The organism is Streptomyces sp. NBC_01433, from assembly GCF_026340105.1.
Lineage (GTDB): Bacteria > Actinomycetota > Actinomycetes > Streptomycetales > Streptomycetaceae > Streptomyces.
In genome coordinates this window covers 622899-647367 of sequence record NZ_JAPEPM010000001.1, presented here as the reverse complement: position 1 = coordinate 647367, position 24469 = coordinate 622899, and the positions used below count along the sequence as shown (strand labels likewise).

The following is a 24469-nucleotide window of genomic DNA, read 5'->3' as shown; positions in this document are numbered from 1 at the left end:
CGGCATGTGGAACCATCACCCGTACCGTGGGGTCCTTGTTCATGAGGCTAGGGTGTGGGGCTGAGATGGTCGGCGAATTCTGTGGGGCAGCCCGTGCGTGATTATCTGCTGACGCTCTGTGTCACGGCCGCAGTGACTTACCTGCTGACCGGGCCGGTGCGAAAGTTCGCCATCGCGATCGGGGCCATGCCCGCGATCCGTGCGCGTGATGTACACCGAGAACCGACACCGCGGCTCGGCGGCATCGCCATGTTCGGCGGACTGTGCGCGGGACTGATCGTCGCGGACCACCTGTTCAATCTGAACGGCGTCTTCGAACTCTCCAACGAACCACGGGCGCTGCTCTCCGGCGCCGCCCTGATCTGGCTGATCGGCGTCCTGGACGACAAGTTCGAGATCGACGCCCTGATCAAGCTCGGCGGGCAGATGATCGCCGCCGCTGTCATGGTCATCCAGGGTCTGACGATCCTGTGGCTGCCGATCCCGGGTGTGGGCACGGTCGCCCTCACCCAGTGGCAGGGCACGCTGCTCACGGTCGCGCTGGTCGTCATCACGATCAACGCGGTCAACTTCGTCGACGGTCTGGACGGCCTGGCGGCCGGCATGGTGTGCATCGCCTCCGCGGCGTTCTTCCTGTACGCCTACCGGCTCTGGTACGGGTACGGAATCGAGGCGGCCGCCCCGGCGACGCTCTTCGCGGCGATCCTGATGGGCATGTGCCTCGGGTTCCTGCCGCACAACATGCATCCCGCGCGGATCTTCATGGGCGACTCCGGATCGATGCTGATCGGACTGGTCCTGGCCGCGGGCGCGATCTCCGTGACCGGACAGGTCGACCCGGACACGATGAAGCTGTTCGAGGGCAGTGAGCGGCAGGCGACCCACGCGATGCTGCCGGTCTTCATTCCGCTGATCCTGCCGCTGACGATCATCGCCATCCCGGCCGCCGACCTGGTGCTGGCGATCGTGCGGCGTACGTGGAACGGGCAGTCGCCGTTCGCGGCCGACCGCGGTCACCTGCATCACCGCCTGCTGGAGATCGGTCACTCGCACAGCCGGGCCGTGATGATCATGTACTTCTGGTCCGCGCTGATCGCCTTCGGCGCGGTCGGCTACTCGGTCCACTCGGCGTCGATGTGGATCGTGCTCGCGATCGTGGGGCTCAGCGCCGTGGGCCTGGTGCTGCTGCTGATGCCGCGCTTCACCCCGCGTGCCCCGTACTGGGCGGAACGCTTTATTCCGCCGCGCTACCGGCGCGACCGCGGACGCGACGGCGAACCCGTCCCCTCACTCGCGTACGAGGAGAAGCGGGAGCCGGGGCAGGGTCCGGGGCAACAGGCGCCCGGGGACCCGGAGATGGCGCGCGAGGGCGCGGAACGCACCCCGGTGGCCGTGGGAGTCTCCGGCGTCAACGGGGCGACCGCCGTCGGTCACCGTTCGCGCTTCTCCGATCGCCGGAAGGCAGACTCGGCGCGTTGACGTTTCGGGTGTCTCCGTGCATTACCAGACAATGCGCCGCCCTGTCCTGCACACACGCGCGGAGTAACTCTCACGTGTGACAGTTGGCACACTTTCCAGGTAAAGACCTCATCAAATAGTTTGTGATACCGTTCACGAGACCCGGTGACAGGGCCGAAGGACCCTAGTGACACGGTCCGTTGGCCCGAGGTGACCACTCTCGGACCGGGCCTACGCTCGTCCCTGACGACACCATTGCCCACCCCCTGCAAGCGGAGCTGCCGCCATGCCGTCCAACGACGCCCGGACTCTCCTTCATGCCGCCGTACCCACCGCTGCCGCCGGTGCTCTCGCCGTCGCTGTCAGCGCTGTGGTCGCGGGCGGCAAGGGAGCGATCGGGGCGGCTGTCGGGACGCTGGTCGTGATTCTCTTCATGGGTATCGGCCTCTATGTTCTGCAGCGAACCGCGAGGTCCATGCCGCACCTGTTTCAGTCCATGGGACTGATGCTCTATACGGCACAGTTGCTGCTGCTCTTCATCTTTATCGCCGTGTTCAAGAACACGACGCTGTTCAATCCGAGGGCTTTTGCCATCTCGCTGGTCGTCGCGACCGTTGTGTGGGTCGCGGCCCAGGTTCGTGTACACATGAAGACCAAGATCCTTTACGTCGAGCCGGACTCGTCCAAGGGCAAGAAGCCCGAGAACACGGGGTCATCGACGTGAGGGGTAGGGCCGGGATAAGAGCGCGTGCGGGATCCTGCTATCGTCCGGTGCCAACTGCGGCACTGCGGGCGCGGGCATCCAAGCTGACGCCTGCTTCATCGCGAGGCTCCGTGCCTGAGCCGCCCCCCCATCCGTAACACCAAGTCCAGTGCCGACCAGCGGCTTCTTGCCGCGCCGACACAACGAGGTTGCCGTACCTATGCGCCACGCTGAAGGAGCCCGCGGTGAGTGCTGACCCGACGACGGTGCTCGCCTTCGAGACCGACTGCCACATCTTCGATGGGTGTGGCTTCCCGGCTCCCGGCCTGCACTCCTTTGTATTCGAGCCGATGTTCACCGTCGGCGGCATCGACATCAGCAAGCCGATGCTGCTGGCGGTCCTGAGCACCGTTGTCGTCGTCGGCTTCTTCTGGGCGGCCTTCAACAAGCCGAAGCTCGTGCCCGGAAAGCTGCAGATGGTGGCCGAGGCGGGTTACGACTTCATCCGCACCGGTGTGGTGTACGAGACGCTCGGCAAGCGCGAGGGCGCCAAGTACGTCCCGCTCATGGTCTCGATGTTCTTCTTCATCTGGATCATGAACATCTGGGCGATCATTCCGCTCGCTCAGTTCCCGGTGCCCTCGGTCATCGGCTTCCCGGTGGCCCTGGCCGCGATCGTGTACATCCTGTGGGTCAGCCTGACCTTCAAGCGTCACGGCTTCGTCGGTGGCTGGAAGAACATCGCGGGCTACGACAAGTCGCTCGGCCCGGCGCTTCCGTTCGTCATGGCCATCGAGCTCTTCTCGAACCTGCTGATCCGGCCGTTCACGCACGCCGTGCGACTCTTCGCGAACATGTTCGCCGGTCACGTGCTGCTGCTGATCTTCACCATCGCCAGCTGGTACCTGCTGAACGGCATCGGCATCGCCTACGCCGGTGTGTCGTTCGTGATGGTCCTGCTGATGACCGTCTTCGAGCTGTTCATCCAGGCGCTGCAGGCCTACGTCTTTGTCCTCCTGGCCTGCAACTACGTTCAGGGCGCTCTCGCCGAGCACCACTGACCAGCCGGCCACACCCCGATAGTCGTCCGGTGGCCAACCCCCACCGGTCCTGAAAGAGAAGGAAGAAACGGCATGTCCGCTCTTGAGACCCTCGCCGCCGTAAACATCACGGGCAACCTCGGTTCCATCGGCTACGGCCTGGCCGCCATCGGCCCCGGCGTCGGCGTCGGCATCATCTTCGGAAACGGCACCCAGGCGCTGGCCCGCCAGCCCGAGGCCGCCGGTCTGATCCGCGCCAACCAGATTCTCGGCTTCGTGCTCTGTGAGGCGCTGGCCCTGATCGGCCTCGTCATGCCCTTCGTCTACCCGGTCAACTAATCGCGGCATTCCTTACCGCCCGATTCGACGAAAGGCATTGATGTGATCGCCCAACAGCTGGCGCAAGAGGAGATTCAGAACCCTCTGCTCCCGGCGATCCCCGAGATCGTCATTGGTCTGATCGCCTTCGCCATCGTCTTCGGCTTCCTCGCCAAGAAGCTCCTCCCGAACATCAACAAGGTTCTGGAAGAGCGTCGCGAGGCCATCGAAGGCGGCATCGAGAAGGCCGACGCGGCCCAGACCGAGGCCCAGAGCGTTCTTGAGCAGTACAAGGCTCAGCTCGCCGAGGCCCGCCACGAGGCCGCCCGCATGCGCCAGGAGGCGCAGGAGCAGGGTGCCGTCATCATCCAGGAGATGAAGGCGGAAGGTCAGCGGCAGCGCGAAGAGATCATCGCCGCCGGCCACGCCCAGATCGAGGCCGACCGCAAGGCCGCGGCGTCCGCGCTGCGCCAGGACGTGGGCAAGCTCGCCACCGACCTGGCCGGCAAGCTCGTCGGCGAGTCCCTCGAGGACCACGCCCGGCAGAGCGGCACCGTGGACCGGTTCCTCGACGAGCTCGAGGCGAAGGCCGAGGCTGTCCGATGAACGGCGCGAGCCGCGAGGCACTGGCAGCCGCACGTGAGCGTCTCGACGCACTGACCGACAGCACGTCGGTCGACGCGGCGAAGCTCGCCGAGGACCTGGCAGCCGTCACCGCGCTGCTCGACCGCGAGGTTTCCCTGCGGCGGGTCCTCACCGACCCGGCGCAGAGCGGCGAGAGCAAGGCCGAGCTGGCCGGGCGACTGCTGAACGGTCAGGTGGGCGGCGAAGCCGTGGACCTGATCTCCGGCATGGTCCGTTCCCGCTGGTCGCAGTCCCGCGAACTGGTGGACTCGGTCGAGGAGCTGGCGAACACCGCAGACCTCACCGCGGCCCAGCGCGGCGGCACACTCGACGACGTCGAGGACGAGCTGTTCCGGTTCGGCCGGATCGTCGGCTCCGACACGGACCTGCGTTCCGCCCTCACCAGCCGTACGGCCACCACCGCCGCCAAGAGCGAGCTGCTGCGCAGTCTGCTCGGCGGCAAGGCCCAGCCGGTGACCGAGCGCATCGTCACCCGCCTCGTGACCCAGCCCCGGGGACGTAGCCTGGAAGCAGGACTCGACTCCCTGTCCAGGCTCGCCGCGGAGCGACGGGACCGCATGGTCGCCGTGGTCACCTCGGCGGTACCGCTGAGCGACCGGCAGAAGCAGCGCCTCGGCGCCGCACTCGCCACGATCTACGGTCGGCAGATGCACCTGAACCTGGACGTGGACCCCGCGGTCCTCGGCGGGATCTCGGTGCGCGTCGGTGACGAGGTCATCAACGGCACCATCGCGGAGCGCCTCGACGAGGCGACCCGTCGCATGGCCGGCTGACACAGCGCAGCGCAACAGACTGTGCGTTTCAACTGAACGAGCAAGACCAGCGGCCCGGTTGGGCCGTGCAGAAATTGCAGAAGATTCCTGGGGGTCGGCCCCCAGACCCCCTTAAGAAACTTCGGGCCCAACAAGGAGAGCAGGGAACCCAGATGGCGGAGCTCACGATCCGGCCGGAGGAGATCCGGGACGCACTGGAGAACTTTGTCCAGTCGTACAAGCCGGACGCGGCCTCGCGCGAGGAGGTCGGTACGGTCAGCGTTGCCGGTGACGGCATCGCAAAGGTGGAGGGCCTGCCCTCCGCCATGGCGAACGAGCTGCTGAAGTTCGAGGACGGCACCCTCGGTCTCGCCCTCAACCTTGAGGAGCGCGAGATCGGTGCCATCGTCCTCGGCGAGTTCAGTGGCATCGAGGAGGGCCAGCCGGTGCAGCGCACCGGTGAGGTGCTCTCCGTCGGCGTCGGCGAGGGATACCTCGGCCGCGTCGTCGACCCGCTCGGCAACCCGATCGACGGTCTCGGCGAGATCGCGACCGACAGCCGCCGCGCCCTCGAGCTGCAGGCCCCTGGCGTCATGGTCCGCAAGTCGGTGCACGAGCCGATGCAGACCGGCTACAAGGCCGTCGACGCCATGGTGCCGATCGGCCGCGGCCAGCGTCAGCTGATCATTGGTGACCGTCAGACCGGCAAGACCGCTCTGGCCGTCGACACGATCATCAACCAGCGCGACAACTGGCGCTCGGGCGACGTGAACAAGCAGGTGCGCTGCATCTACGTCGCCATCGGTCAGAAGGGCTCCACCATCGCCTCCGTGCGTGGTGCGCTCGAAGAGGCCGGCGCGCTGGAGTACACGACCATCGTCGCCGCCCCGGCGTCCGACCCGGCCGGCTTCAAGTACCTGGCGCCGTACACCGGTTCGGCCATCGGCCAGCACTGGATGTACCAGGGCAAGCACGTCCTGATCATCTTCGACGACCTTTCGAAGCAGGCCGACGCCTACCGCGCCGTGTCGCTTCTGCTGCGCCGTCCGCCGGGCCGTGAGGCCTACCCGGGCGACGTCTTCTACCTGCACTCGCGTCTGCTGGAGCGCTGCGCGAAGCTCTCCGACGAGATGGGCGCCGGTTCGATGACCGGTCTGCCGATCGTCGAGACCAAGGCGAACGACGTGTCGGCGTTCATTCCGACCAACGTCATCTCCATCACCGACGGCCAGTGCTTCCTGGAGTCCGACCTGTTCAACGCGGGTCAGCGTCCGGCGCTCAACGTCGGTATCTCGGTCTCCCGAGTCGGTGGCTCCGCCCAGCACAAGGCCATGAAGCAGGTCTCCGGCCGGCTTCGCGTGGACCTCGCCCAGTACCGCGAGCTGGAGGCGTTCGCCGCCTTCGGTTCCGACCTGGACGCGGCGTCCAAGGCGTCGCTGGAGCGCGGTAAGCGCATGGTCGAGCTGCTGAAGCAGCCGCAGTACGCCCCGTTCCCGATGGAGGAGCAGGTCGTCTCGGTCTGGGCCGGCACCACGGGCAAGATGGACGACGTCCCGGTCGAGGACATCCGTCGCTTCGAGGGCGAGCTGCTGGAGTACCTGCGCCGCGAGCGCAAGGACCTCCTGACCAGCATCGCCGAGGGCGGCAAGATGTCCGACGACACGCTGCAGTCGATCGCCGACGCGATCGCCGCCTTCAAGCAGCAGTTCGAGACCTCGGACGGCAAGCTTCTGGGCGAGGGCTGATCGATGGGCGCTCAGCTTCGCGTTTACAAGCGCCGCATCCAAGCCGTCACCGCGACCAAGAAGATCACCAAGGCGATGGAGATGATCGCCGCCTCGCGCATCGTCAAGGCGCAGCGCAAGGTGGCGGCGTCGATGCCGTACGCGACCGAGCTCACCCGTGCGGTGACCGCGGTCGCGACCGGCTCCACCACCAAGCACCCGCTCACCACCGAGGCCGAGGCTCCGGCCCGGGCCGCGGTCCTGCTCATCACGAGCGACCGCGGTCTGGCCGGCGGCTACTCCTCCAACGCCATCAAGGCGGCGGAGCGGCTGCGGGAGCGGCTCGCGGCTGAGGGCAAGGAGGTCGACACCTACATCGTCGGCCGCAAGGGCGTCGCCTACTACGGCTTCCGCGAGCGCAAGGTCGAGGAGTCGTGGACCGGCTTCACCGACAGCCCGGCGTACTCGGATGCCAAGAACATCGCCGCGCCGCTGATCGAGGCCATCACGGCGCCGACGGCCGAGGGCGGCGTCGACGAACTGCACATCGTCTTCACGGAATTCGTGTCGATGATGACGCAGAACCCGGTGGACAACCGGATGCTGCCGCTGTCGCTCGACACGGTCGTGGAGGAGAGCAGCACGAAGGGCGAGATCCTTCCGCTGTTCGACTTCGAGCCGTCGGCGGAGGACGTCCTCGACGCCCTCCTGCCGCGCTACGTCGAGAGCCGCATCTACAACGCGCTGCTGCAGGCCGCCGCTTCCGAGCACGCTGCCCGTCGCCGCGCGATGAAGTCGGCCACCGACAACGCCGGGGATCTCATCAAGAGCCTCTCCCGGCTTGCCAACGCGGCCCGCCAGGCCGAAATCACCCAGGAAATCAGCGAGATCGTCGGCGGTGCCAGTGCTCTGGCCGACGCGACCGCGGGGAGTGACAAGTAATGACGACCACAGTTGAGACGGCCGCTGCCACGGGCCGCGTCGCCCGGGTCATCGGCCCGGTCGTCGACGTGGAGTTCCCCGTCGACGCGATGCCGGAGATCTACAACGCGCTGCACGTCCAGGTCGACGACCCGGCCGAGGAGGGCGCTCGCAAGACGCTGACCCTCGAAGTCGCCCAGCACCTGGGTGACGGCGTGGTCCGTGCGATCTCGATGCAGCCCACCGACGGTCTGGTCCGCCAGGCCCCGGTGACCAACACGGGCGCGGGCATCACCGTCCCGGTCGGTGACATCACCAAGGGCAAGGTGTTCAACACCCTCGGCCGGATCCTGAACGAGCCGGAGGCCGAGGCGCAGATCACCGACCGCTGGCCGATCCACCGCAAGGCCCCGGCCTTCGACCAGCTCGAGTCGAAGACCGAGATGTTCGAGACCGGCCTGAAGGTCGTCGACCTGCTGACCCCGTACGTCAAGGGTGGCAAGATCGGTCTGTTCGGTGGTGCGGGCGTCGGCAAGACGGTCCTCATCCAGGAAATGATCATGCGTGTGGCGAAGCTGCACGACGGTGTGTCGGTGTTCGCCGGTGTCGGTGAGCGCACCCGTGAGGGCAACGACCTCATCGACGAGATGACCGAGTCGGGCGTCCTGGAGAAGACCGCGCTGGTCTTCGGCCAGATGGACGAGCCGCCGGGCACCCGTCTGCGGGTCGCGCTGTCCGCCCTGACCATGGCGGAGTACTTCCGCGATGTGCAGAAGCAGGACGTGCTGCTCTTCATCGACAACATCTTCCGCTTCACGCAGGCCGGTTCCGAGGTCTCCACGCTGCTCGGCCGTATGCCGTCCGCGGTGGGTTACCAGCCGACCCTGGCCGACGAGATGGGTGTGCTCCAGGAGCGCATCACCTCGACGCGTGGTCACTCGATCACCTCGATGCAGGCGATCTACGTCCCCGCGGACGACCTGACCGACCCGGCCCCGGCCACCACGTTCGCCCACCTCGACGCGACGACGGTTCTTTCCCGTCCGATCTCCGAGAAGGGCATCTACCCGGCCGTGGACCCGCTGGACTCCACGTCCCGCATCCTGGACCCGCGTTACATCGCGCAGGACCACTACGACACGGCCAGCCGTGTCAAGGGAATCCTGCAGAAGTACAAGGACCTCCAGGACATCATCGCGATCCTCGGTATCGACGAGCTGGGCGAGGAGGACAAGCTCGTTGTCCACCGTGCCCGTCGCGTCGAGCGCTTCCTGTCGCAGAACACCCACGCCGCCAAGCAGTTCACCGGCCTGGACGGTTCGGACGTGCCGCTCGACGAGTCGATCGCCGCGTTCAACTCGATCTGCGACGGTGAGTACGACCACTTCCCGGAGCAGGCGTTCTTCATGTGCGGTGGCATTGAGGACCTCAAGGCCAACGCCAAGGAGCTCGGCGTCTCCTGAGCCTCCGGCTCACCGAGGGGGGTGGGTGTGTCCCGCCCCCCTCACCACGCCCCGTAGAATTGACCCAACACCCGGCTCGACCGCCGGGTGGTGACCCGAGGAGCCACCCTTGGCTGCTGAGCTGCATGTCGAGCTGGTCGCCGCGGACCGCAGCGTCTGGTCCGGCGAGGCCACCCTGGTCGTCGCGCGTACCACGTCCGGCGACATCGGCGTCATGCCCGGTCACCAGCCGCTTCTCGGTGTGCTGGAATCGGGCCCGGTGACGATCCGTACGAGCGCCGGCGAGACCGTCGTCGTCGCTGTCCACGGCGGGTTCATCTCGTTCGCGGACAACAAGCTGTCGCTGCTGGCGGAAATCGCCGAGCTGGCGGACGAGATCGATGTCCAGCGCGCCGAGCGTGCGCTGGAGCGCGCGAAGTCGGACACGGACGCCGCTGCCGAGCGGCGCGCCGATGTGCGACTGCGTGCGGTGGCGGTGCACTAGCGCCCCCGCAAGAAGTTTTTTCCTCAGCCGCGGCCCGAGCTGGAATTATCCAGACCGTGTCGCGGCTGAGGCGATGCAGGTGCAATTCGATTCGGTTCGGTTCGGTATCCGTTACTCGACGATGCGAGGAGGTCGGTGGAGATGGTCCTCGCTTTGTGGGTGGGCGGTCTGGTCGTCGTGCTGGTCGTGGTGGGTCTGTTCGTCTTCGGTCTGCGCCGGCGGCTGATCCAGCGTTCCGGTGGAACCTTCGACTGCAGTCTGCGCTGGAACGTGTCCGAGGAGCCGGACCCCTCCGGCAAGGGCTGGGTGTACGGCGTCGCGCGCTACAGCGGCGACCGGGTCGACTGGTTCCGGGTCTTCTCCTATGCTCCCCGCCCCCGTCGCGCCCTGGAGCGCTCGTCGATCGAGGTGGTCTCCCGTCGGCTGCCCGACGGCGAGGAGGAACTCGCGCTGCTGTCCGACTCCGTCGTGCTCGGCTGTCTCCACCGTGAGACGCGCCTGGAGCTGGCGATGAGCGAGGACGCCCTGACCGGCTTCCTCGCCTGGCTGGAGGCGGCACCGCCCGGCCAGCGGGTGAATGTGGCCTGAGGGCAACCGACGTACACGGCCCGCGGCCCCGGTGAACGGGGCTTGCGGGCCTTGACGCGTGGCCTGGGCCCTGACGTACACGGCCTGCGGGCCCCGGCGTACACGGCCTGCGGGCCCCGGCGTACACGGACTGAGGTCTGCGCGTTCCGTCGTGTGAGGCCCAAAAGGTCCTGCCCCCGTACGGGTACACGCGAAAAGACCGGGGAGACAGGGGGCGGACCTGTCTCCCCGGTGCTTTCGGGGTGGCACCGGTGGTGCGGGTGGTGCCGGTATCGCGGTTCCTACGGCGTGGGGATTACTGGAGGCCGCTGCCCATCGCGTTCACGAGCTCGCCGTTGGCGGTGTCACCGCTGAACTCCCAGAAGAACGCGCCTCCCAGGCCCTGGTTCTTCGCCCAGGTCATCTTCGCGCCGATGGTGGCCGGGGTGTCGTAGCTCCACCAGTTGCTGCCGCAGTACGCGTACGCCGTGCCCGCGACGGTCCCGTTGGCGGGGCAGGAGTTCTTCAGGACCTTGTAGTCCTCGATGCCCGTTTCGTACGTGCCGGGAGCCGGGCCGGTCGCCGTGCCGCCGGGGGCGGCCTGGGTGACGCCGGTCCAGCCGCGGCCGTAGAAGCCGATGCCGAGGAGCAGTTTCTTGGCCGGGACGCCCTTGGCCTTCAGCTTGGCGATCGCGTCGGCGGAGTTGAAGCCCGCCTGCGGGATGCCGGTGTAGGAGGTGAGCGGGGAGTGCGGGGCCGTCGGGCCCTTGGCCGCCCAGGCGCCGAAGAAGTCGTACGTCATCACGTTGTACCAGTCCATGGACTGGGCGGCGCCCGCGTAGTCGGCGGCGTCGATCTTGCCGCCGTCCGAGGCGTCGGCGGTGATCGCGGCGGTGACCAGGTTGGCCGTGCCGAACTTGGTGCGCAGCGCCGAGGAGAGGTTCTTCAGCGCGGCCGGGCCGCTGGTGTCACAGGTGAGACCGCAGGCGTTGGGGTACTCCCAGTCGATGTCGATGCCGTCGAAGACATCGGCCCACCGCGGGTCCTCGACCAGGTCGTAGCAGGACTGGGCGAACGCGGCCGGGTTCTGGGCCGCGGCACCGAAGCCGCCGGACCAGGTCCAGCCACCGAAGGACCAGAGGACCTTGATGTGCGGGTACTTGGCCTTGAGCTTGCGCAGCTGGTTGAAGTTGCCGCGCAGCGGCTGGTCCCAGGTGTCGGCGACACCGTCGACGGACTGGTCGGCGGTGTACGCCTTGTCGTAGTCGGCGTAGGCGTCACCGATGGTGCACTTGCCGCCCTGCACGTTGCCGAAGGCGTAGTTGATGTGCGTGATCTTCTGGGCGGAGCCCGAGGTCACCAGGTTCTTGACGTGGTAGTTGCGTCCGTAGACGCCCCAGTTGGTGAAGTAGCCGAGGTTGACCTTGTCACCGCCGGGGCCGGGGCCTGTGCCGCCACCGGTGGTGCGGACCTTGACGGAGCCGGAGACCGGGCCGGTCTGGTCGGCGGTGTCGCGGGCCTGCACGGTGTACGAGTAGTCGGTGCCCGCGGTGAGAACGGTGTCGGTGTACGTCGTACCGGTGACCGTGGCGACCTTGGCGCCGTCGCGCAGGACGTCGTAGTTCTTGATGCCCTTGTCGTCGGTGGCGGCACTCCAGCTGAGCTTCGCCGAGGTGTCGGTGATGGCGCTCGCGGTGGGGATGCCGGGCGCGGACGGGGCGTTGTCACCGGGCACGCCGCCGCCGTCACAGGAGGCGCCGTTCAGCTTGCAGCCGGTGGGGGAGCCGGAGCCGGTGCCGTTGAAGCCGAAGCTGAGGCTGGCGCCCGGGGCGATCGATCCGTTCCAGCTGAGGTTCTTGGCGGTCCAGTGGTTTCCGGAGCTGGTGACGGTGGCGTCCCAGGCGGAGCCGGCCGCGGTGCCCGTGGGGAAGTCCCACTCGATCGTCCAGGAGGAGAGGGCGGTGGTGCCGGTGTTCTTCACCGTCCACTGGCCCTCGAAGCCGCTGCCCCAGTCGGACTTCTTGAGGTAGGTGGCGGTGGCCGAGGTGGCTGCCGACGCCGGGGACGCGAGGCCGACCATCGCGGCGAGGGGGAGCAGTAGGGCGGTGAAGCCCGCTACCGCCTTCGCCCTGCCGTTCCGGGTGAGGCTCCATCTGAATCTGGTCCGGCGTTGGGGGGTCTCAGTGCTCAACGGTGCTCCTCGGGTGAGGTCCGACAAACGGGGGTGATCCGTGGACTGCAAACCCTGCGCCGCCCTGAGCACGCTTTGTCATGGCGTACTCACCGCAGTGTGTCCGGTGAGATTAGGAAGGTCTGGACCAATCGTCAAGAGGTCTGGACCAAAGATCAGTTATCGAGTTCCGGACGGGCCTCGGATCCCCAACTCCTGGGCGAGCACGGCCGCCTGTGCCCGGCTGCGCAGCTCCAGCTTCCCCAACAGCCTGCTGACGTGCGTCTTCACCGTCGCCTCCGCCATCGTGAGCCGCCCCGCGATCTCCGCGTTCGACATCCCTTCACCCAGGCAGCCCAGCACCTCGCGCTCCCGCCGGGTGAGCGCGTCCAGCGCCGCCGGATCGGCCGTGCGCGCGGGAGTGTTCCCGGCGAACTCGGCGATCAGCCGACGGGTCACGGCCGGGGCGATCAGGCCCTCGCCGCGCGCCACCGTGCGTACCGCTTCGAGCAGATCGCGCGCGTCGGTGGTCTTCAGCAGAAAGCCCGAAGCCCCCGCGCGCAGCGCCCCGAAGACGTACTCGTCCAGGTCGAACGTCGTCAGCACGAGCACATCGGCCAGCTGCTCGGCCACCACCTGCCTCGTCGCCGACACCCCGTCCAGGCGTGGCATCTGCACATCCATCAGGACCAGGTCGGGGCGCAGTTCCCGGGCGAGCCGCACGGCCGCCTCGCCGTCCGCCGCCTCCCCGATGACCTCGATGTCCGCCGCGCTGCCCAGGATCAGCACCAGTCCCGCGCGCACCGCGGACTGGTCCTCCGCGACCAGTACCCGGATCGTCATTCCCTCACCACTCCGTCCTCGACGGGCAGTTCGGCCCGCACCCGCCAGATCTTCGTACCGTCGGCGCCGGGCTCGGCCTCCGCCGTGATGCTCCCGCCGAGCAGTGTCACCCGCTCCCGCATGCCCACGAGACCGGCCCCCGACCCCGGCGCCCGCGGCCCCGGCCGGTCCCCGAACACACTGGTGACGTCGACGACGAGCACCCTTCCCGTCAGTTCGAGCCGCACCACGACCGGGCCCGGCGCGGCGTGCTTGAGCGCGTTGGTCAGGGACTCCTGGACGATGCGGTACGCGGCCAGCTCGACCGGCGCGGGCAGTGCGCCCGACTCCTCGCGGATGTCCTCAAGTGTGCAGGTCAGCCCGCTGGAAGCGGCGTTCGTCCGGGCCTGCTCGACGAGCGCGTCCAGCCCTTTGAGCGTCGGTGCCGCGCTCGGCTCCGCGTCCGCGCCGCCCTGGCGCAGCAGCCCGATCAGCCGGCGCATCTCGGCCAGCCCGGCGACGCTGTTCTCCCGGATCACCCCGAGCGCGCCGCGCGAGGTCTCCGGGTCGTCGATGGAGAGGGCCGCGGTGGAGTGGATGGCGATCGCGGACAGATGGTTGGCGACCATGTCGTGCAGCTCGCGCGCCATCCGGGAACGCTCGGCGACCACGGCCTGCGCACGGTCCATCTCGGCCAGCAGCGCCGTCTGATCGGCCCGCAGCCGGGCCGTCTCCGCCGCGTCGCGGTGGTTGCGCACGCTGACCCCGGTGATCGCGGGTGCGAACGAGACCAGGCCGGTGACGATGCCGATCAGCAGCGCCTCGGCATTGCGGAACCAGGCCAGGAAGCCGATGGTGACCCCGACCGTGATCAGGAACGACGTCACCGGGATGCGGCGGGCCGCGGCCGGGGTCCCGTACAGCACGGCCGCGTAGACGAGATCGGTGAACATCAGCACGCTCGCCAGGTTTCCCCGGGTGAACTGGTCCGAGACCAGCGCGAGCGTGCCGATGATCAGCGCGGTCTGCGGTGCGCTGCGCCGCAGCAGCTCCAGCCCCGCCAGCACCGAGAGCGGCACCAGCGTGACCCAGGGGGCGTCGAAGGGGCGGCCGGCCTGCGTATGCAGACCGAGCAGCCACAGGAACACACCGCCGAGGAGCCCGACGGCCGCGATGATGACGTCGTCGCGGTGCGGGCGGGTTACGGAGAACACCCCTCCATCCAACACGCAGGGTTCCCGCACGACGTCCCTACGACGGGTGAGGCGTGGCTACATCGAAGGATGCAGTCATGATTCGTCACTGCCGACGACGAATCGGCGCCCCGCGGACGGGAGTCTGGAAGCGACCGGAAGGAGAAGTGCTGTGATCGTCATGCTGATCGTGCTCTGCGAAGTCGCCTTCTGGGTGCTGCTCGCCGCGGGACTCGCGTTGCGGTACCTGGCGAAGAAGCCCAGGCTGGGCGCGGCCGTCCTGCTGTGCGAGCCGCTGCTGGAGGTGGTGCTGCTGGTGGTGACGGCGATCGACCTGAAGAACGGCGCCGCACCCGACTGGAAGCACGGACTGGCCGCCGTCTACATCGGCTTCACGGTGGGCCTAGGCCACTCCACCATCAAGTGGGTCGACGCGCGCGTGGCCCATCGGTTCGCCGGTGGTCCGCCGCCCGTGAAGCCGCCGAAGTACGGCATGGCGCGAGCCGTCCACGAATGGCGTACCGCCGCGCGCTGGACGATCGCCGCCGCGACCGCGCTGGCCCTGCTCCAGGCGGCGATCTGGTACGTGGGGGGCGCCGGCGACATCAGTACGCTGCGTGGCTGGCAGCAGACGATGCTGTGGGTGATCGGCATCAACCTGATCATCGCCGTGAGCTACACGGCGTTCCCGAAGCAGGAGCCGAAGGGCGTGGGGGACCGGGAGCGGATCGACCACTAGTGCCGCCCCGCGTTGATCCTGCGGGGGGTCGCTGGGCGGACTGCGTAAGGCGTGTATTTCAACCGCCGAGGGTCACTTGTTGTCCAGCCGCCCCAGCGCGTGGGCGTCTGCGAGGACGGACCGGGCCATCTGCCAGTCGGTGTGGTCGACGCCGGTGATGTGGCGTAGGTAGGCGAGGGTGACCTGCTGGACGAGGGCGACGCGGCTGGGGTCCTCGTCGGTGGTCTCTGCTGCCCGGTAGCCGGAGATGCCGCCGAGGAAGTGCTCGCCGCCGAAGACGGTGAGCAGGCTCTTGTCGCCGCGGCTGAGGGTGTAGGGGTCGCTTGTCCAGGCGGGTCCTCGGGTGGTGAGCGGGAGATCGTCCTTGTCGCCGGCGACCACCAGTCCGGGGGCGGTGATGTGGGAGAAATCCTGGTCGCGGAGCCAGGGAAGGTTCTCGTGAGCGAAGGGGGTCAGTTCGTCGCCGCCCTTGCCGGCCGTGGCCAGCTGGATGCCGGCCATGACCCGGGAGTCGGACAGGTCGTCGGCGGTGCCGGTCTGGGGGTCGGTGACGCGCAGACCTACCAGAATGCCCGCGGTCTGGCCTCCGAAGGAGTGGCCCGCTGCGACGATGCGGCTGTGGTCGACCCGGCCGGAGAGGCCGGGCACGGATGCCTCCAGCGGCTTGAGCTCATCCAGGATGCGCTTCATGTCCTGCACGCGGTAGCGCCACAGGTGGGGCCTGCGGGAGTCGTCCGCGGCGATGGCGACCCGCTTGGAGTCGAGATGCGTGGCTTGGATCACCACGAAGCCATGAGAGGCCCAGTGGTCGACCAGCGGGGCGTAGCCGTCCAGGTCGGAGCCGAATCCGTGTGCGAAGAGCACGATCGGCAGACGTGTGCCAGTGAGCGGTGCGGAAACGCGTACGTGCAGGTCCTGGCCGCGCTGGGGGGCGGGCAGCACGATCGGCTTGACCGTCACGGTCGGGGTGGGAGCGGGGCCGGTGAGGCCGGTCGTCCGGTGGGCGGTCATGTGCGTGCTTCTTTCCGATGTGGTGTGGGTGGCGGGTCAGGTGGTCTTGAGGTTGAGGATGCGTGCGGCGTTGATCCGTGACGTATCGAAAACCCCGGGGTCATGTCGGCTACGCTAAAACTTGACGTTGACGTCAAAGGCAAGTTGTTGTGGTGTAGATCACATGGAGCCCGGAATGCGCATTGGGGAACTCGCCCGCCGCACAGGCGTCAGCACCCGGGCCCTGCGGTACTACGAGGAGCGGAACCTGCTCACCGCCGAGCGAAGCGACACCGGCCAGCGCCACTACCCGGAAACCGCGGTCGCCCGGATCCTCCTGGTCCGGGAGCTGTTCACCGCCGGCCTGTCGAGCAAGACCATCGCCGAGCTCACCCCCTGCGTCATCGACGGCAAGGCCACACCCGAACTCCTCGGCCGCCTGGCTGTGGAGCGCGGTCACATCGACCAGCACATCGCCGATCTGACGCACACCCGGGACAGGCTCGACTCGGTCATCGCCAGCGCCTCCGCATCCATGGACACCGGTACCCCCTGCCGGCCCGGCCCGGCATCGACCGCTCCGGCGCAGGCCTAGCGACGCTCTCCTCCGTGGCGATCAAGAAGCTCGGGAAGGCGGGGGATGACGTGGTCCAGCCCGTTCGCGGTGCTCCGGAACAGTGACCAGCTCGCGTTGTCACGAGAGCTGGTGAGCTCGCGAACAGCGCCGCTGCGGCGGGTGCGGCGAGCGCATGTCGCCCTGGCCTGCGCACATGGCACCGCGAACGCCGTCATCGCCCGCACGCTCCGGCCGCACCCGGACACCGTGCGCCGCCGACGTAAGCGGTTCACCGCCGAAGGACTCGCAGCTCTGGAGGACCGTCCCCGGCCGGGGCACCCGCGCCGCTGCGGTCCCGGAGTGCATCTGGCCATTCTGGCCACGGTGACCTCGGTACGCCCCGAGGACCCCGGCTTCTACACGAAAGCCGCCGCGGTCTGCGCTCTCCACCTCCATCACCCACCGGGCTCGGTAGTCCTCAGCGTGGACGAGAGGACCGCGATGCGGGCCCGCTCACGCGGGCATCCAACCCGCCGCGCGCACCCCGGCCCGCCGACTCCTGCGCCGAGGCGAGTTCGACTCCCGCCAGCACCCCGCTCAAGGCAGCCTGACCCCCGCAGGATCAGCGCGGCGAAGCGCCGGACCGTGTCATCGAGGTCCCGGACACGGCCCGGGGCCTCCCGTTCCGGGCGCGCGGGGTGCCGGTGTGGGGTCAGCGTTCCCCGCCCGGCACCCACAGCACGTCCCCGATCTCCTTGTTCGCGGTCCTCGCGAGGATGAACAGGAGGTCGGAGAGGCGGTTGAGGTACGTCGCCGTCAGCGCGTTCATCACGTCCCCGTGCACCTCCAGCGCCGCCCAGGTGGACCGCTCGGCGCGGCGCACCACCGTGCACGCCTGGTGCAGCAGCGCCGCACCCGGCGTACCACCGGGAAGGATGAAGCTGCGCAGCTTCTCCAGCTCCTCCAGGAAGCTGTCGCAGTCCGCCTCCAGCTTGTCGATGTAGGACTGCTCGACGCGCAGCGGCGGGTACTTGGGGTCCTCGACGACCGGGGTCGAGAGGTCGGCGCCCACGTCGAAGAGGTCGTTCTGGACGCGTACGAGCACCTTCACGACATCCTCGGACAGCTGCCCGAGCGCGACGGCCGTACCGATGACGGCGTTGGCCTCGTTGGCGTCCGCGTAGGCCGAGATCCGCAGATCGGTCTTGGCGGTCCGGCTCATGTCGCCGAGGGCGGTGGTGCCCTGGTCGCCGGTACGGGTGTAGATACGCGTCAGATTGACCATGCGGCCAGCCTAAGGGCTGGTGTCACGCCCCGGTCCTGCGGAAGACACGTGTGCCCACCGTCACGGCCAGGGCGGCGAAGCCGACGGATACCAGGACCCCGTACAGCATGTGTGCCGTGGCGTACGAGCCCACATAGGCGTCCCGCACCGCGTCCACCGGATAGCGGAACGGCGTGAAGTGCGAGAGCACGTCCAGCCAGGCCGGGCCGAGCGTGATCGGGAGCATCAGCCCGGAGAGCAGCATGGCCGGCAGGGTGAGCGCGTTGATGACGGGCCCGAACTCCTGCGGGGTGCGGACCTTCAGGGCCAGTGCGTACGAGAGCGAGGCGAGCGCGACGGTCAGCAGGCCGACGAACGCGAAGCCGATCAGGATCCCCGCCGGCGGCGCCCGCAGCCCCATGACCAGGGCGGCCAGTACCAGCAGGACGGCCTGGAACATGAACAGCAGCGCGTCACGCAGGACCCGCCCGAGCAGCAGGGCGAGTCGGTTCACCGGCGTCACCCGCATCCGCTCCACCACCCCGGCCGACTTCTCGATGATCACCGAGAACCCGGCGAACGAGGCTCCGAACAGGCTGAGTTGGAGCAGCAGTCCGGGTACGAGGACCTGCCAGGAGTCCCCGGACGAGCCGAGCGGCAGGCCGCTGAGCAGGGGGCCGAAGAGGAGCAGATAGAGCAGCGGCATCAGGGTGCCGAACAGCATCTGGAACCGGGAGCGCAGGGTCTGCCGGGCGTACCGCCCGAAGATCAGCGCGGTGTCGTGTAAGAGCACGGAGAGGTCCTAAACGGTGAGGGGAGCGGCATCGGCGGGGGCGGCGGTGCGCCCGGTGATCGCGAGGAACGCCTCCTGGAGGGAGGCGGTGGCGGAGCCGGCGTGGGTGACCTTCAGCTGGTCCGGCGTGCCCTTGGCCACGACCGTCCCCCGGTCGATCACGACGAGCCGGTCCGCGAGGGCGTCGGCCTCGTCCAGGTAGTGGGTGGTCAGGACGACGGTGGTGCCGCGGTCGTCGCGCAGCCGCCGCACCAGGTCCCACAGGTCGGCGCGGCTGCCCGGGTCGAGGCCGGTGGTGGGCTCGTCGAGGAAGAGGACGGCGGGGCGGTGGGTGAGGCCCATCGCGATGTCGAGGCGCCGCCGCTGACCGCCGGAGAGGGTGACCGCCCTGCGGTCGAGCAGCTCGTCCAGGCCGAGTTCGCGGGCCAGTTCCCCGGCGCGGGCGATCGCCTCCGCCTTGCCCAGCCGGTACAGCCTTCCCTGGGTGACGAGTTCCTCCCGCACGGTCAGCTGGGGGTCGATGCCGCCGGACTGGGCGACGTATCCGCACTTCTCGCGTACGCCGCCGGGGTCGTCGAACAGGTCGTGGCCCGCGACGGTGGCGGACCCGCCGGTGGGGGTGAGCAGGGTGGTGAGCATGCGCAGGGTGGTGGTCTTGCCCGCGCCGTTGGGGCCGAGGAGGCCGACGATCTCACCCGGGAGGACGGTCAGGTCGATGGAGCGCACGGCCTCCACCGGGCCGCTCGGGGTCTGGAAGGTCTGGGCGAGTCCGGCCGTACTGATGATGGGCATGGCGACCACAAAAACAGATCCACTGAAAGATTGCAATGACTCCAAACTTTCATTGACTCCAGTTACGTGTCCGGATTCCGTGCCGTTCCCGTATCCGCCCTACGATGAGCCCATGGCTGAGGGACTCAGGGAACGCAAGAAGCGCCAGGTCAGGCAGCACATCTCGGACCTGGCGACCGGGCTGTTCCTCAAGCACGGCTTCGTCACGGTGACCGTCGCCGAGGTCGCGGAACTGGCGGATGTCTCCGTGAACACCGTCTACAACTACTTCCCGGCCAAGGAGGACCTCTTCCTCGACCGGATGAAGGGCGTCAGCCAGCGCGTCGCCCGTTTCATCCGCGCCCGCGACAAGGGGGAGTCCGCGGCCGAGGCCGTCCTGCGCGAACTGCGCGCCGCCGTCGTCGCCGTCTCCCCGGAGTACGGGCTGATGGACGGCTTCGCCGACTTCATGCGGGTCATCGAGGAGGCGCCCACCCTCAAGGCCCGCCTCTGGTACCTCCAGCAGGAGATCCTCCAGGCCGTCGTCGGCGCCCTGCGCGAGGAGACCGGCGCGGCGCCGGACGACCCGACGCCGCTGCTCGTCGGCGGCCAGATCACCTGGATCGAGGGCGCGCTCGTCGGCTACATCAGCCAGGAGATGGCGGCGGGCCGCAAGGCGGTCGAGGTCTCCCGCGACGCCCTGGCCGTCCTGGACGAGATCGAGGAGATGCTCGGCGAGAAGGTCCTCAACTACGCACGGCGTGCCACCGAATGACGTGTGCCGGTGTGATGTCCGTCATTTGAGACGTGACGCGCATCTCTTCGCCGCCCCACGGTCCCTCACGGGTACTAACCTCCGCCGAAGAGCATGTGAACAACTGCTGGGATCAGCCCATCGCGGCGAACAGAAACCAAGGGGTGCGAACGTGGCCAGGAAGCTCGCCGTCATCGGGGCCGGACTCATGGGATCCGGAATCGCGCAGGTCTCCGCCCAGGCGGGCTGGGACGTCGTGCTGCGCGATGTGACCGACGCGGCGCTGGCCCGCGGTCGCGACGGCATCACGGCCTCGTACGACAAGTTCGTCTCCAAGGGCAAGCTGGCGGCGGCCGACGCGGAAGCCGCGCTCGCCCGCATCACCACGACCACCGACCTCGACGCCGTCGCCGACGCGGATGTCGTCGTGGAGGCCGTCTTCGAGAAGCTGGAGGTCAAGCACGAGATCTTCCGGACCCTCGACAAGGTCGTCCGCGAGGACACCGTGCTGGCCTCCAACACCTCCGCCATCCCGATCACCAAGATCGCGGCCGTGACGGAGCGCCCGGAGCGCGTCGTCGGCGTGCACTTCTTCTCGCCGGTCCCGATGATGCGGCTCTGCGAACTGGTACGCGGCTACAAGACCAGCGACGAAACCCTCGCCACCGCACGGGAGTTCGCCGAGTCCGTCGGCAAGACCTGCATCGTCGTCAACCGGGACGTCGCGGGTTTCGTCACCACCCGGCTGATCTCCGCGCTGGTCGTGGAGGCCGCCAAGCTGTACGAGTCGGGCGTCGCCTCCGCCGAGGACATCGACACCGCCTGCAAGCTGGGCTTCGGGCACGCCATGGGCCCGCTCGCCACAGCCGACCTGACCGGCGTCGACATCCTGCTGCACGCCACCGGCAACATCTACACCGAGTCGCAGGACGAGAAGTTCGCCGCCCCGGAACTGATGCGCCGGATGGTCGATGCAGGTGACATCGGCCGCAAGAGCGGGCAGGGCTTCTACACGTACTGATCGTTTTCCGCCCCCGGCCGCCTGATCCGCCGTCAGCCGGGGCCGGGGGCACGGGGGGCACCCCCGGCCGCGGTCGGATCTCAGCGGACCGGTGTCACCCCAGCGGGTGAATTCGGTATCGGTTCGCTCACAGACGGCAACTTCTCTGTCGTTGCGGCAGTCAGTTGTGGCAGAGAACAGGACAGACAGACGGACCTTGCTACGGAGCAATCCCGGGGAGCGCATATGCATATCAGGGGCGACCACGCCGAGCTGGTCGTCGGGGGCCGCCTCGACGTCCGAAGCGCGGCGGACGCCCGTACGGTCCTGCATTCGGCCGTCGACGACGGAGTCGGCGATCTGGTGCTGGACCTGACCGAGCTGGATTCCTGGGACGCCACCGGACTCGGCGTCATCATGGGCGCGCACCGCCGGGCCGGCCGGGCCGGGCGACGCCTGGTGCTGCGCGGCGTACCGCCGCAGATGCAGCGGCTGTTGGTGGCCACCAGGCTGCACCGCATTCTGGCCATCGAGGGTGGAATCGCCGCAGACTCCCTGCCGCGTGTGTAGAGGTACCCCACGGCAGAAGTCGCACAATCGCCTACGGAAGGTGACGTCCTGGGCGACGCGGCACCCCGCCGGTTCGTGGATACTGTGCGAAGGTCTAGGGTTCGGCCGTCTGCCGATTGACGGAACCCATGGGCGGACACCGGACCAGCAGCGACAGCGGGGCGTGTGAGGCCGGGAGGGGCAACCGAGCGCGACGCGTCTGGGGGACTTGGCGATGGACCCGACACACCGGGGACCGGAAGAGTACGGGCATGACCGCGAGCGCTACGGGGAAGACGCCGGACAGCGACGGCAGTCACCCGAGCCGATGACCCCCGATTTTGGCCGGCACGTACCGCAGCACGCACCACAGCACACGGCGCGGACACCGCAGCAGGCCCGCATGGTCCAGCTCGTGTCGGGCGACCTGCTGCTCACGGTCAACCCGGTCGACGGCAGCGAGGTCGAACCCTGCCCGCCCGGCGAACACCCCGCCGCGCCCGTCCGGCGCACCGCCGCCCAGCGCACCGGCCGCGAGCGCGCCACCGCCCCGCCCGTCCCGCCGGGCCCGCCCGGTCCGCAGCTGCCCCTCCTGGAGCGCCAGGAGGAACGCGAGCGGCTGGTACGCCTGCTGGCCCGCGGCCGCTCCGTGCGGCTCACCGGCCCGGCCGGATCCGGCCGTACGGCCCTGCTGAGCGCCGTCGCCGCCGACTGCGCGGACCTGGCGCCCGACGGTGTCGTACGCCTCAGCGGCCACAAGCGCACCATCACGGACCTGCTGTACGGACTCTTCGACGCGGTTCACCTGGCCCCGCTGCACCGCCCGGACCGTGCGGAACTGCTCGGACTGCTCCGCGGCATCGGCGCCGTCGTCGTCGTGGACGACCTGGAATTCGGCGGTGCCGCGCTGGAGGAACTGCTCGACGCCACCCCCGAGTGCGCCTTCCTCGTCGGTACCACCCCCGATGTGACGGCGCCCACGGACGACGCGTACCTCGACGAGGTCTTCCTCGCCGGGCTCGGCCGCGGCGCCTCCCTGGAACTGCTGGAGCGGGTCGTCGAACGGCCGCTCACCGACGAGGAGGCGAACTGGGCGGGCGACCTCTGGTTCGAATCCGAGGGACTGCCGCTTCGCTTCGTCCAGGCGGGCGCCCTGCTGCGGCGGCGCGACCACGCCCGCACCGGCCCCGAGACGTACGGCTCCACCGAGCCACGACCGGGCGACGCGTCTCCGCTGCCCCTCGCGGCGGCTGCCCCCTCGCCGGATCTGCCCAGCCTCGGCGAAGGCGCGGCGCCCGCCGCCCTGCTGGCCTCCGGGCTGAGCCGGGCGGCCCGGGACACCCTGCGCATCGCCGTCGCGCTCGGCGGCGAGGTGCCGCACCAGGCGCATCTGCCGGCGCTCGTGGGGGACACCCACGCCGACGCCGCGCTCGGTGAACTCGCCGGGTGCGGTCTGCTCTCCCCGGCAGGACCCCGCTTCCGGCTGGCCGCCGGAGTCCTCGCCCAGCTGGAGGCGGGCGGCTACGGCGAGGACGCCGCCACCCACGCCCGCAGCGCCGCCCAGCACTACGCCTGGTGGGCGGGCCACCCCTCCGTCACCCCCGAGCGTGCCGTCGCCGAGGCCGACGCCGTCATAGCCGCGATGGCCCGGTTGGTACCGGGCGACGAGGCCGGACAGGCCAGCGCCGCCGTCCTGCTGGCCCGCAGCGCCGCTCCCGCCTTCGCGGCGGGGATGCACTGGGGTGCCTGGGAGAGAGTCCTCAGGATCGGCCAGGAGGCCGCCAGGATCGCCGGTGAGGTCGCCGAAGAGGCGTACTTCCACCACGAGTTGGGTGTCCTCGCGCTCTGCACCGGAAATCTGGACCGGGCCAGGGCCGAACTGGAGACGTCGATCAGCATGCGCGGTGCGCTCGCCGACAAGTCCGGTGCGGTGGCCGGACGCCGCGCGCTGGCACTGGTCGCGGACCGCTCCGGCGGCCTCGCGCCGGTGGCCAGGACCGCGGCGGGCGAGGAGAAGGCCGCCGCACGTCGGGAGGAGGCGGCCACACCGCCCGGCGGAATTCCCGTGCTGCCGCTGTTCCCGCAGCGGACCGAGGAGCCCGCGACCCTGATCTCCCGGCAGGCCGCGGTGCCCCCGCCCGGCACCGGATCCGCCCCGTCGCTGCGTCGCAGGGTCCTGGGCGGCGCACGGCGCAACCTGGTCGCGGTGGGTGCGGGGGTCCTGCTGGTAGCCGTGCTCGGCACCGTGGTGACGCTCGGCGCGACGTCCGGCGGCGATACACCGGAGGGCCAGAAGGTCACCACCGAGCAGTCGGCCGACGACGGGGGCCGCGAGGACGGGTCCCCCGCGGACGAGCCGACGGACAGCTCCGCGTCGGGCGGCGGTGCGCCCGCGGGCAGCGGCTCCATGTCCCCGGGCCCGTCGGATCAAGCCACCCCGAGCAGTAGCGGCACCCCGTCACCGGGGACCTCCGGACCGGGCGGGACCCCGTCCACCGGCGAGCCGACCAGCGGGCTGCCGACCGGCCCGTCCTCGTCCGGCCCGTCCTCGACGGGGAAGCCGACGGACCGGCCGACCAAGCCCCCGACGACGCCGCCCACGACGCCACCGACCACACCTCCCACCACACCCCCGACGACGCCTCCCACGGACGAGCCGACCGACCCGCCGACCGAACCGGACACCTCCATGTCGGCGAGCGGCCCGGCGGCCACGACCAGTGCCCCGGACTCGGTCCAGGGCACCCCGTCGTAGCCCGTACGGGTCCGGCAACGCTCCGGGAACGCCGACGC

The 24469-nt window shown here is 69.2% G+C and carries 25 protein-coding genes; 18 read left to right on the top strand and 7 right to left on the bottom strand.

The genetic code is table 11. The annotated features are described in order from the left end of the window. Window positions 1–81 precede the first annotated feature (81 nt). The 11 genes from OG413_RS02740 to OG413_RS02690 all read left to right on the top strand — a co-directional run bounded on the left by OG413_RS02740 (window position 82) and on the right by OG413_RS02690 (window position 10096). Window positions 82–1479, top strand: a complete 1398-nt coding sequence (locus OG413_RS02740) for an MraY family glycosyltransferase (protein ID WP_266802813.1) — start codon at window positions 82–84, stop codon at window positions 1477–1479. 265 nt (window positions 1480–1744) lie between these two features. Then, complete coding sequence (locus tag OG413_RS02735; protein WP_266802812.1) at window positions 1745–2182, top strand: hypothetical protein; 438 nt, start codon at window positions 1745–1747, stop codon at window positions 2180–2182. Between the two features lie 224 nt (window positions 2183–2406). Continuing rightward, window positions 2407–3222: a F0F1 ATP synthase subunit A gene (gene atpB, locus OG413_RS02730; protein ID WP_266802811.1), complete on the top strand. Its 816-nt coding sequence runs from the start codon at window positions 2407–2409 to the stop codon at window positions 3220–3222. 72 nt (window positions 3223–3294) lie between these two features. Next, window positions 3295–3540, top strand: coding sequence for a F0F1 ATP synthase subunit C (locus OG413_RS02725; protein ID WP_266802810.1), 246 nt, complete (start codon window positions 3295–3297; stop codon window positions 3538–3540). A 36-nt stretch (window positions 3541–3576) separates the two neighbouring features. Then, window positions 3577–4125: a F0F1 ATP synthase subunit B gene (locus tag OG413_RS02720; protein ID WP_266809840.1), complete on the top strand. Its 549-nt coding sequence runs from the start codon at window positions 3577–3579 to the stop codon at window positions 4123–4125. After that, entirely contained in the window at window positions 4122–4937 is an 816-nt protein-coding gene (locus OG413_RS02715; RefSeq protein ID WP_266802809.1) for a F0F1 ATP synthase subunit delta, read from the top strand. The genes OG413_RS02720 and OG413_RS02715 overlap by 4 nt, the downstream gene beginning before the upstream one ends. A gap of 152 nt (window positions 4938–5089) precedes the next feature. Then, the gene (atpA, locus tag OG413_RS02710; RefSeq protein ID WP_266802808.1) at window positions 5090–6661 is read left to right on the top strand and encodes a F0F1 ATP synthase subunit alpha; all 1572 of its coding nucleotides are present in this window, start codon (window positions 5090–5092) and stop codon (window positions 6659–6661) included. 3 nt (window positions 6662–6664) lie between these two features. Beyond that, a complete protein-coding gene (locus tag OG413_RS02705) occupies window positions 6665–7582 on the top strand; it encodes a F0F1 ATP synthase subunit gamma (protein ID WP_266802807.1) in 918 nt (305 codons plus the stop codon). Further along, the gene (gene atpD / locus OG413_RS02700; RefSeq protein ID WP_266802806.1) at window positions 7582–9024 is read left to right on the top strand and encodes a F0F1 ATP synthase subunit beta; all 1443 of its coding nucleotides are present in this window, start codon (window positions 7582–7584) and stop codon (window positions 9022–9024) included. The genes OG413_RS02705 and atpD overlap by 1 nt, the downstream gene beginning before the upstream one ends. A 109-nt stretch (window positions 9025–9133) precedes the next feature. Further along, window positions 9134–9508, top strand: coding sequence for a F0F1 ATP synthase subunit epsilon (locus OG413_RS02695; protein WP_266802805.1), 375 nt, complete (start codon window positions 9134–9136; stop codon window positions 9506–9508). A 141-nt stretch (window positions 9509–9649) separates the two neighbouring features. Then, on the top strand, window positions 9650–10096 hold the full coding sequence (locus tag OG413_RS02690) for a DUF2550 domain-containing protein (RefSeq protein ID WP_266802804.1): 447 nt from the start codon (window positions 9650–9652) through the stop codon (window positions 10094–10096). Between the two features lie 295 nt (window positions 10097–10391). Here the strand turns inward: OG413_RS02690 and OG413_RS02685 are convergent, their stop codons facing one another. From OG413_RS02685 to OG413_RS02675, 3 genes are all read right to left on the bottom strand, one after another. Further along, complete coding sequence (locus tag OG413_RS02685) at window positions 10392–12266, bottom strand: glycoside hydrolase family 18 chitinase (protein ID WP_266802803.1); 1875 nt, start codon at window positions 12264–12266, stop codon at window positions 10392–10394. Between the two features lie 159 nt (window positions 12267–12425). Continuing rightward, a complete protein-coding gene (locus OG413_RS02680; RefSeq protein WP_266802802.1) occupies window positions 12426–13088 on the bottom strand; it encodes a response regulator transcription factor in 663 nt (220 codons plus the stop codon). Then, entirely contained in the window at window positions 13085–14281 is a 1197-nt protein-coding gene (locus OG413_RS02675; RefSeq protein ID WP_266802801.1) for a sensor histidine kinase, read from the bottom strand. Before OG413_RS02675 ends, OG413_RS02680 begins: the two co-directional genes overlap by 4 nt. Window positions 14282–14432: 151 nt before the next feature. On the opposite strand from OG413_RS02675, the gene OG413_RS02670 reads away from it, so the two are divergent. Further along, a complete protein-coding gene (locus OG413_RS02670) occupies window positions 14433–14999 on the top strand; it encodes a hypothetical protein (protein ID WP_266802800.1) in 567 nt (188 codons plus the stop codon). A gap of 72 nt (window positions 15000–15071) precedes the next feature. On the opposite strand, the gene OG413_RS02665 is transcribed toward OG413_RS02670, so the two are convergent. Beyond that, on the bottom strand, window positions 15072–16010 hold the full coding sequence (locus OG413_RS02665) for a chlorophyllase (protein ID WP_266802799.1): 939 nt from the start codon (window positions 16008–16010) through the stop codon (window positions 15072–15074). Between the two features lie 175 nt (window positions 16011–16185). On the opposite strand from OG413_RS02665, the gene OG413_RS02660 reads away from it, so the two are divergent. Then, window positions 16186–16584, top strand: coding sequence for a MerR family transcriptional regulator (locus OG413_RS02660; protein ID WP_266802798.1), 399 nt, complete (start codon window positions 16186–16188; stop codon window positions 16582–16584). Window positions 16585–16629: 45 nt separating this feature from the next. After that, on the top strand, window positions 16630–17325 hold the full coding sequence (locus OG413_RS47080; protein ID WP_353962286.1) for a helix-turn-helix domain-containing protein: 696 nt from the start codon (window positions 16630–16632) through the stop codon (window positions 17323–17325). Here the strand turns inward: OG413_RS47080 and OG413_RS02655 are convergent. Genes OG413_RS02655 through OG413_RS02645 form a run of 3 tightly spaced genes read right to left on the bottom strand, consistent with a single transcriptional unit; the run spans window position 17258 to window position 19394 of the window. After that, the gene (locus OG413_RS02655; protein WP_266802797.1) at window positions 17258–17830 is read right to left on the bottom strand and encodes a cob(I)yrinic acid a,c-diamide adenosyltransferase; all 573 of its coding nucleotides are present in this window, start codon (window positions 17828–17830) and stop codon (window positions 17258–17260) included. The genes OG413_RS47080 and OG413_RS02655 overlap by 68 nt on opposite strands. Before the next feature lie 22 nt (window positions 17831–17852). Beyond that, the gene (locus OG413_RS02650) at window positions 17853–18602 is read right to left on the bottom strand and encodes an ABC transporter permease (RefSeq protein WP_266802796.1); all 750 of its coding nucleotides are present in this window, start codon (window positions 18600–18602) and stop codon (window positions 17853–17855) included. Between the two features lie 9 nt (window positions 18603–18611). Beyond that, window positions 18612–19394 carry an ABC transporter ATP-binding protein gene (locus OG413_RS02645; protein ID WP_266802795.1) on the bottom strand — a complete coding sequence of 261 codons (783 nt, stop codon included), beginning with the start codon at window positions 19392–19394 and terminating at the stop codon, window positions 18612–18614. Window positions 19395–19506: 112 nt separating this feature from the next. On the opposite strand from OG413_RS02645, the gene OG413_RS02640 reads away from it, so the two are divergent. The 4 genes from OG413_RS02640 (at window position 19507) to OG413_RS02625 (ending at window position 24431) form a co-directional block, all read left to right on the top strand. Further along, window positions 19507–20148, top strand: coding sequence for a TetR/AcrR family transcriptional regulator (locus OG413_RS02640; RefSeq protein ID WP_266802794.1), 642 nt, complete (start codon window positions 19507–19509; stop codon window positions 20146–20148). Window positions 20149–20299: 151 nt separating this feature from the next. Continuing rightward, window positions 20300–21148 (top strand): 3-hydroxyacyl-CoA dehydrogenase family protein, encoded by an 849-nt coding sequence (locus OG413_RS02635; RefSeq protein WP_266802793.1) that lies wholly within the window; start codon window positions 20300–20302, stop codon window positions 21146–21148. A 225-nt stretch (window positions 21149–21373) separates the two neighbouring features. Then, window positions 21374–21697 carry an STAS domain-containing protein gene (locus tag OG413_RS02630; protein WP_030117666.1) on the top strand — a complete coding sequence of 108 codons (324 nt, stop codon included), beginning with the start codon at window positions 21374–21376 and terminating at the stop codon, window positions 21695–21697. Window positions 21698–21911: 214 nt separating this feature from the next. Then, entirely contained in the window at window positions 21912–24431 is a 2520-nt protein-coding gene (locus tag OG413_RS02625; RefSeq protein ID WP_266802792.1) for an ATP-binding protein, read from the top strand. Window positions 24432–24469: the final 38 nt, after the last annotated feature.

Excerpts from the sequence above, each read along its gene's own strand:
- OG413_RS02735 (WP_266802812.1), top strand. The coding sequence starts at position 1,745 with ATGCCGTCCAACGACGCCCGGACTCTCCTTCATGCCGCCGTACCCACC.
- OG413_RS02725 (WP_266802810.1), top strand. The coding sequence starts at position 3,295 with ATGTCCGCTCTTGAGACCCTCGCCGCCGTAAACATCACGGGCAACCTC.
- OG413_RS02715 (WP_266802809.1), top strand. The coding sequence starts at position 4,122 with ATGAACGGCGCGAGCCGCGAGGCACTGGCAGCCGCACGTGAGCGTCTC.
- atpA (WP_266802808.1), top strand. The coding sequence starts at position 5,090 with ATGGCGGAGCTCACGATCCGGCCGGAGGAGATCCGGGACGCACTGGAG.
- OG413_RS02705 (WP_266802807.1), top strand. The coding sequence starts at position 6,665 with ATGGGCGCTCAGCTTCGCGTTTACAAGCGCCGCATCCAAGCCGTCACC.
- atpD (WP_266802806.1), top strand. The coding sequence starts at position 7,582 with ATGACGACCACAGTTGAGACGGCCGCTGCCACGGGCCGCGTCGCCCGG.
- OG413_RS02690 (WP_266802804.1), top strand. The coding sequence starts at position 9,650 with ATGGTCCTCGCTTTGTGGGTGGGCGGTCTGGTCGTCGTGCTGGTCGTG.
- OG413_RS02680 (WP_266802802.1), bottom strand. The coding sequence starts at position 13,088 with ATGACGATCCGGGTACTGGTCGCGGAGGACCAGTCCGCGGTGCGCGCG.
- OG413_RS02665 (WP_266802799.1), bottom strand. The coding sequence starts at position 16,010 with ATGACCGCCCACCGGACGACCGGCCTCACCGGCCCCGCTCCCACCCCG.
- OG413_RS02660 (WP_266802798.1), top strand. The coding sequence starts at position 16,186 with ATGCGCATTGGGGAACTCGCCCGCCGCACAGGCGTCAGCACCCGGGCC.
- OG413_RS47080 (WP_353962286.1), top strand. The coding sequence starts at position 16,630 with ATGACGTGGTCCAGCCCGTTCGCGGTGCTCCGGAACAGTGACCAGCTC.
- OG413_RS02655 (WP_266802797.1), bottom strand. The coding sequence starts at position 17,830 with ATGGTCAATCTGACGCGTATCTACACCCGTACCGGCGACCAGGGCACC.
- OG413_RS02645 (WP_266802795.1), bottom strand. The coding sequence starts at position 19,394 with ATGCCCATCATCAGTACGGCCGGACTCGCCCAGACCTTCCAGACCCCG.
- OG413_RS02640 (WP_266802794.1), top strand. The coding sequence starts at position 19,507 with ATGGCTGAGGGACTCAGGGAACGCAAGAAGCGCCAGGTCAGGCAGCAC.
- OG413_RS02630 (WP_030117666.1), top strand. The coding sequence starts at position 21,374 with ATGCATATCAGGGGCGACCACGCCGAGCTGGTCGTCGGGGGCCGCCTC.
- OG413_RS02625 (WP_266802792.1), top strand. The coding sequence starts at position 21,912 with ATGGACCCGACACACCGGGGACCGGAAGAGTACGGGCATGACCGCGAG.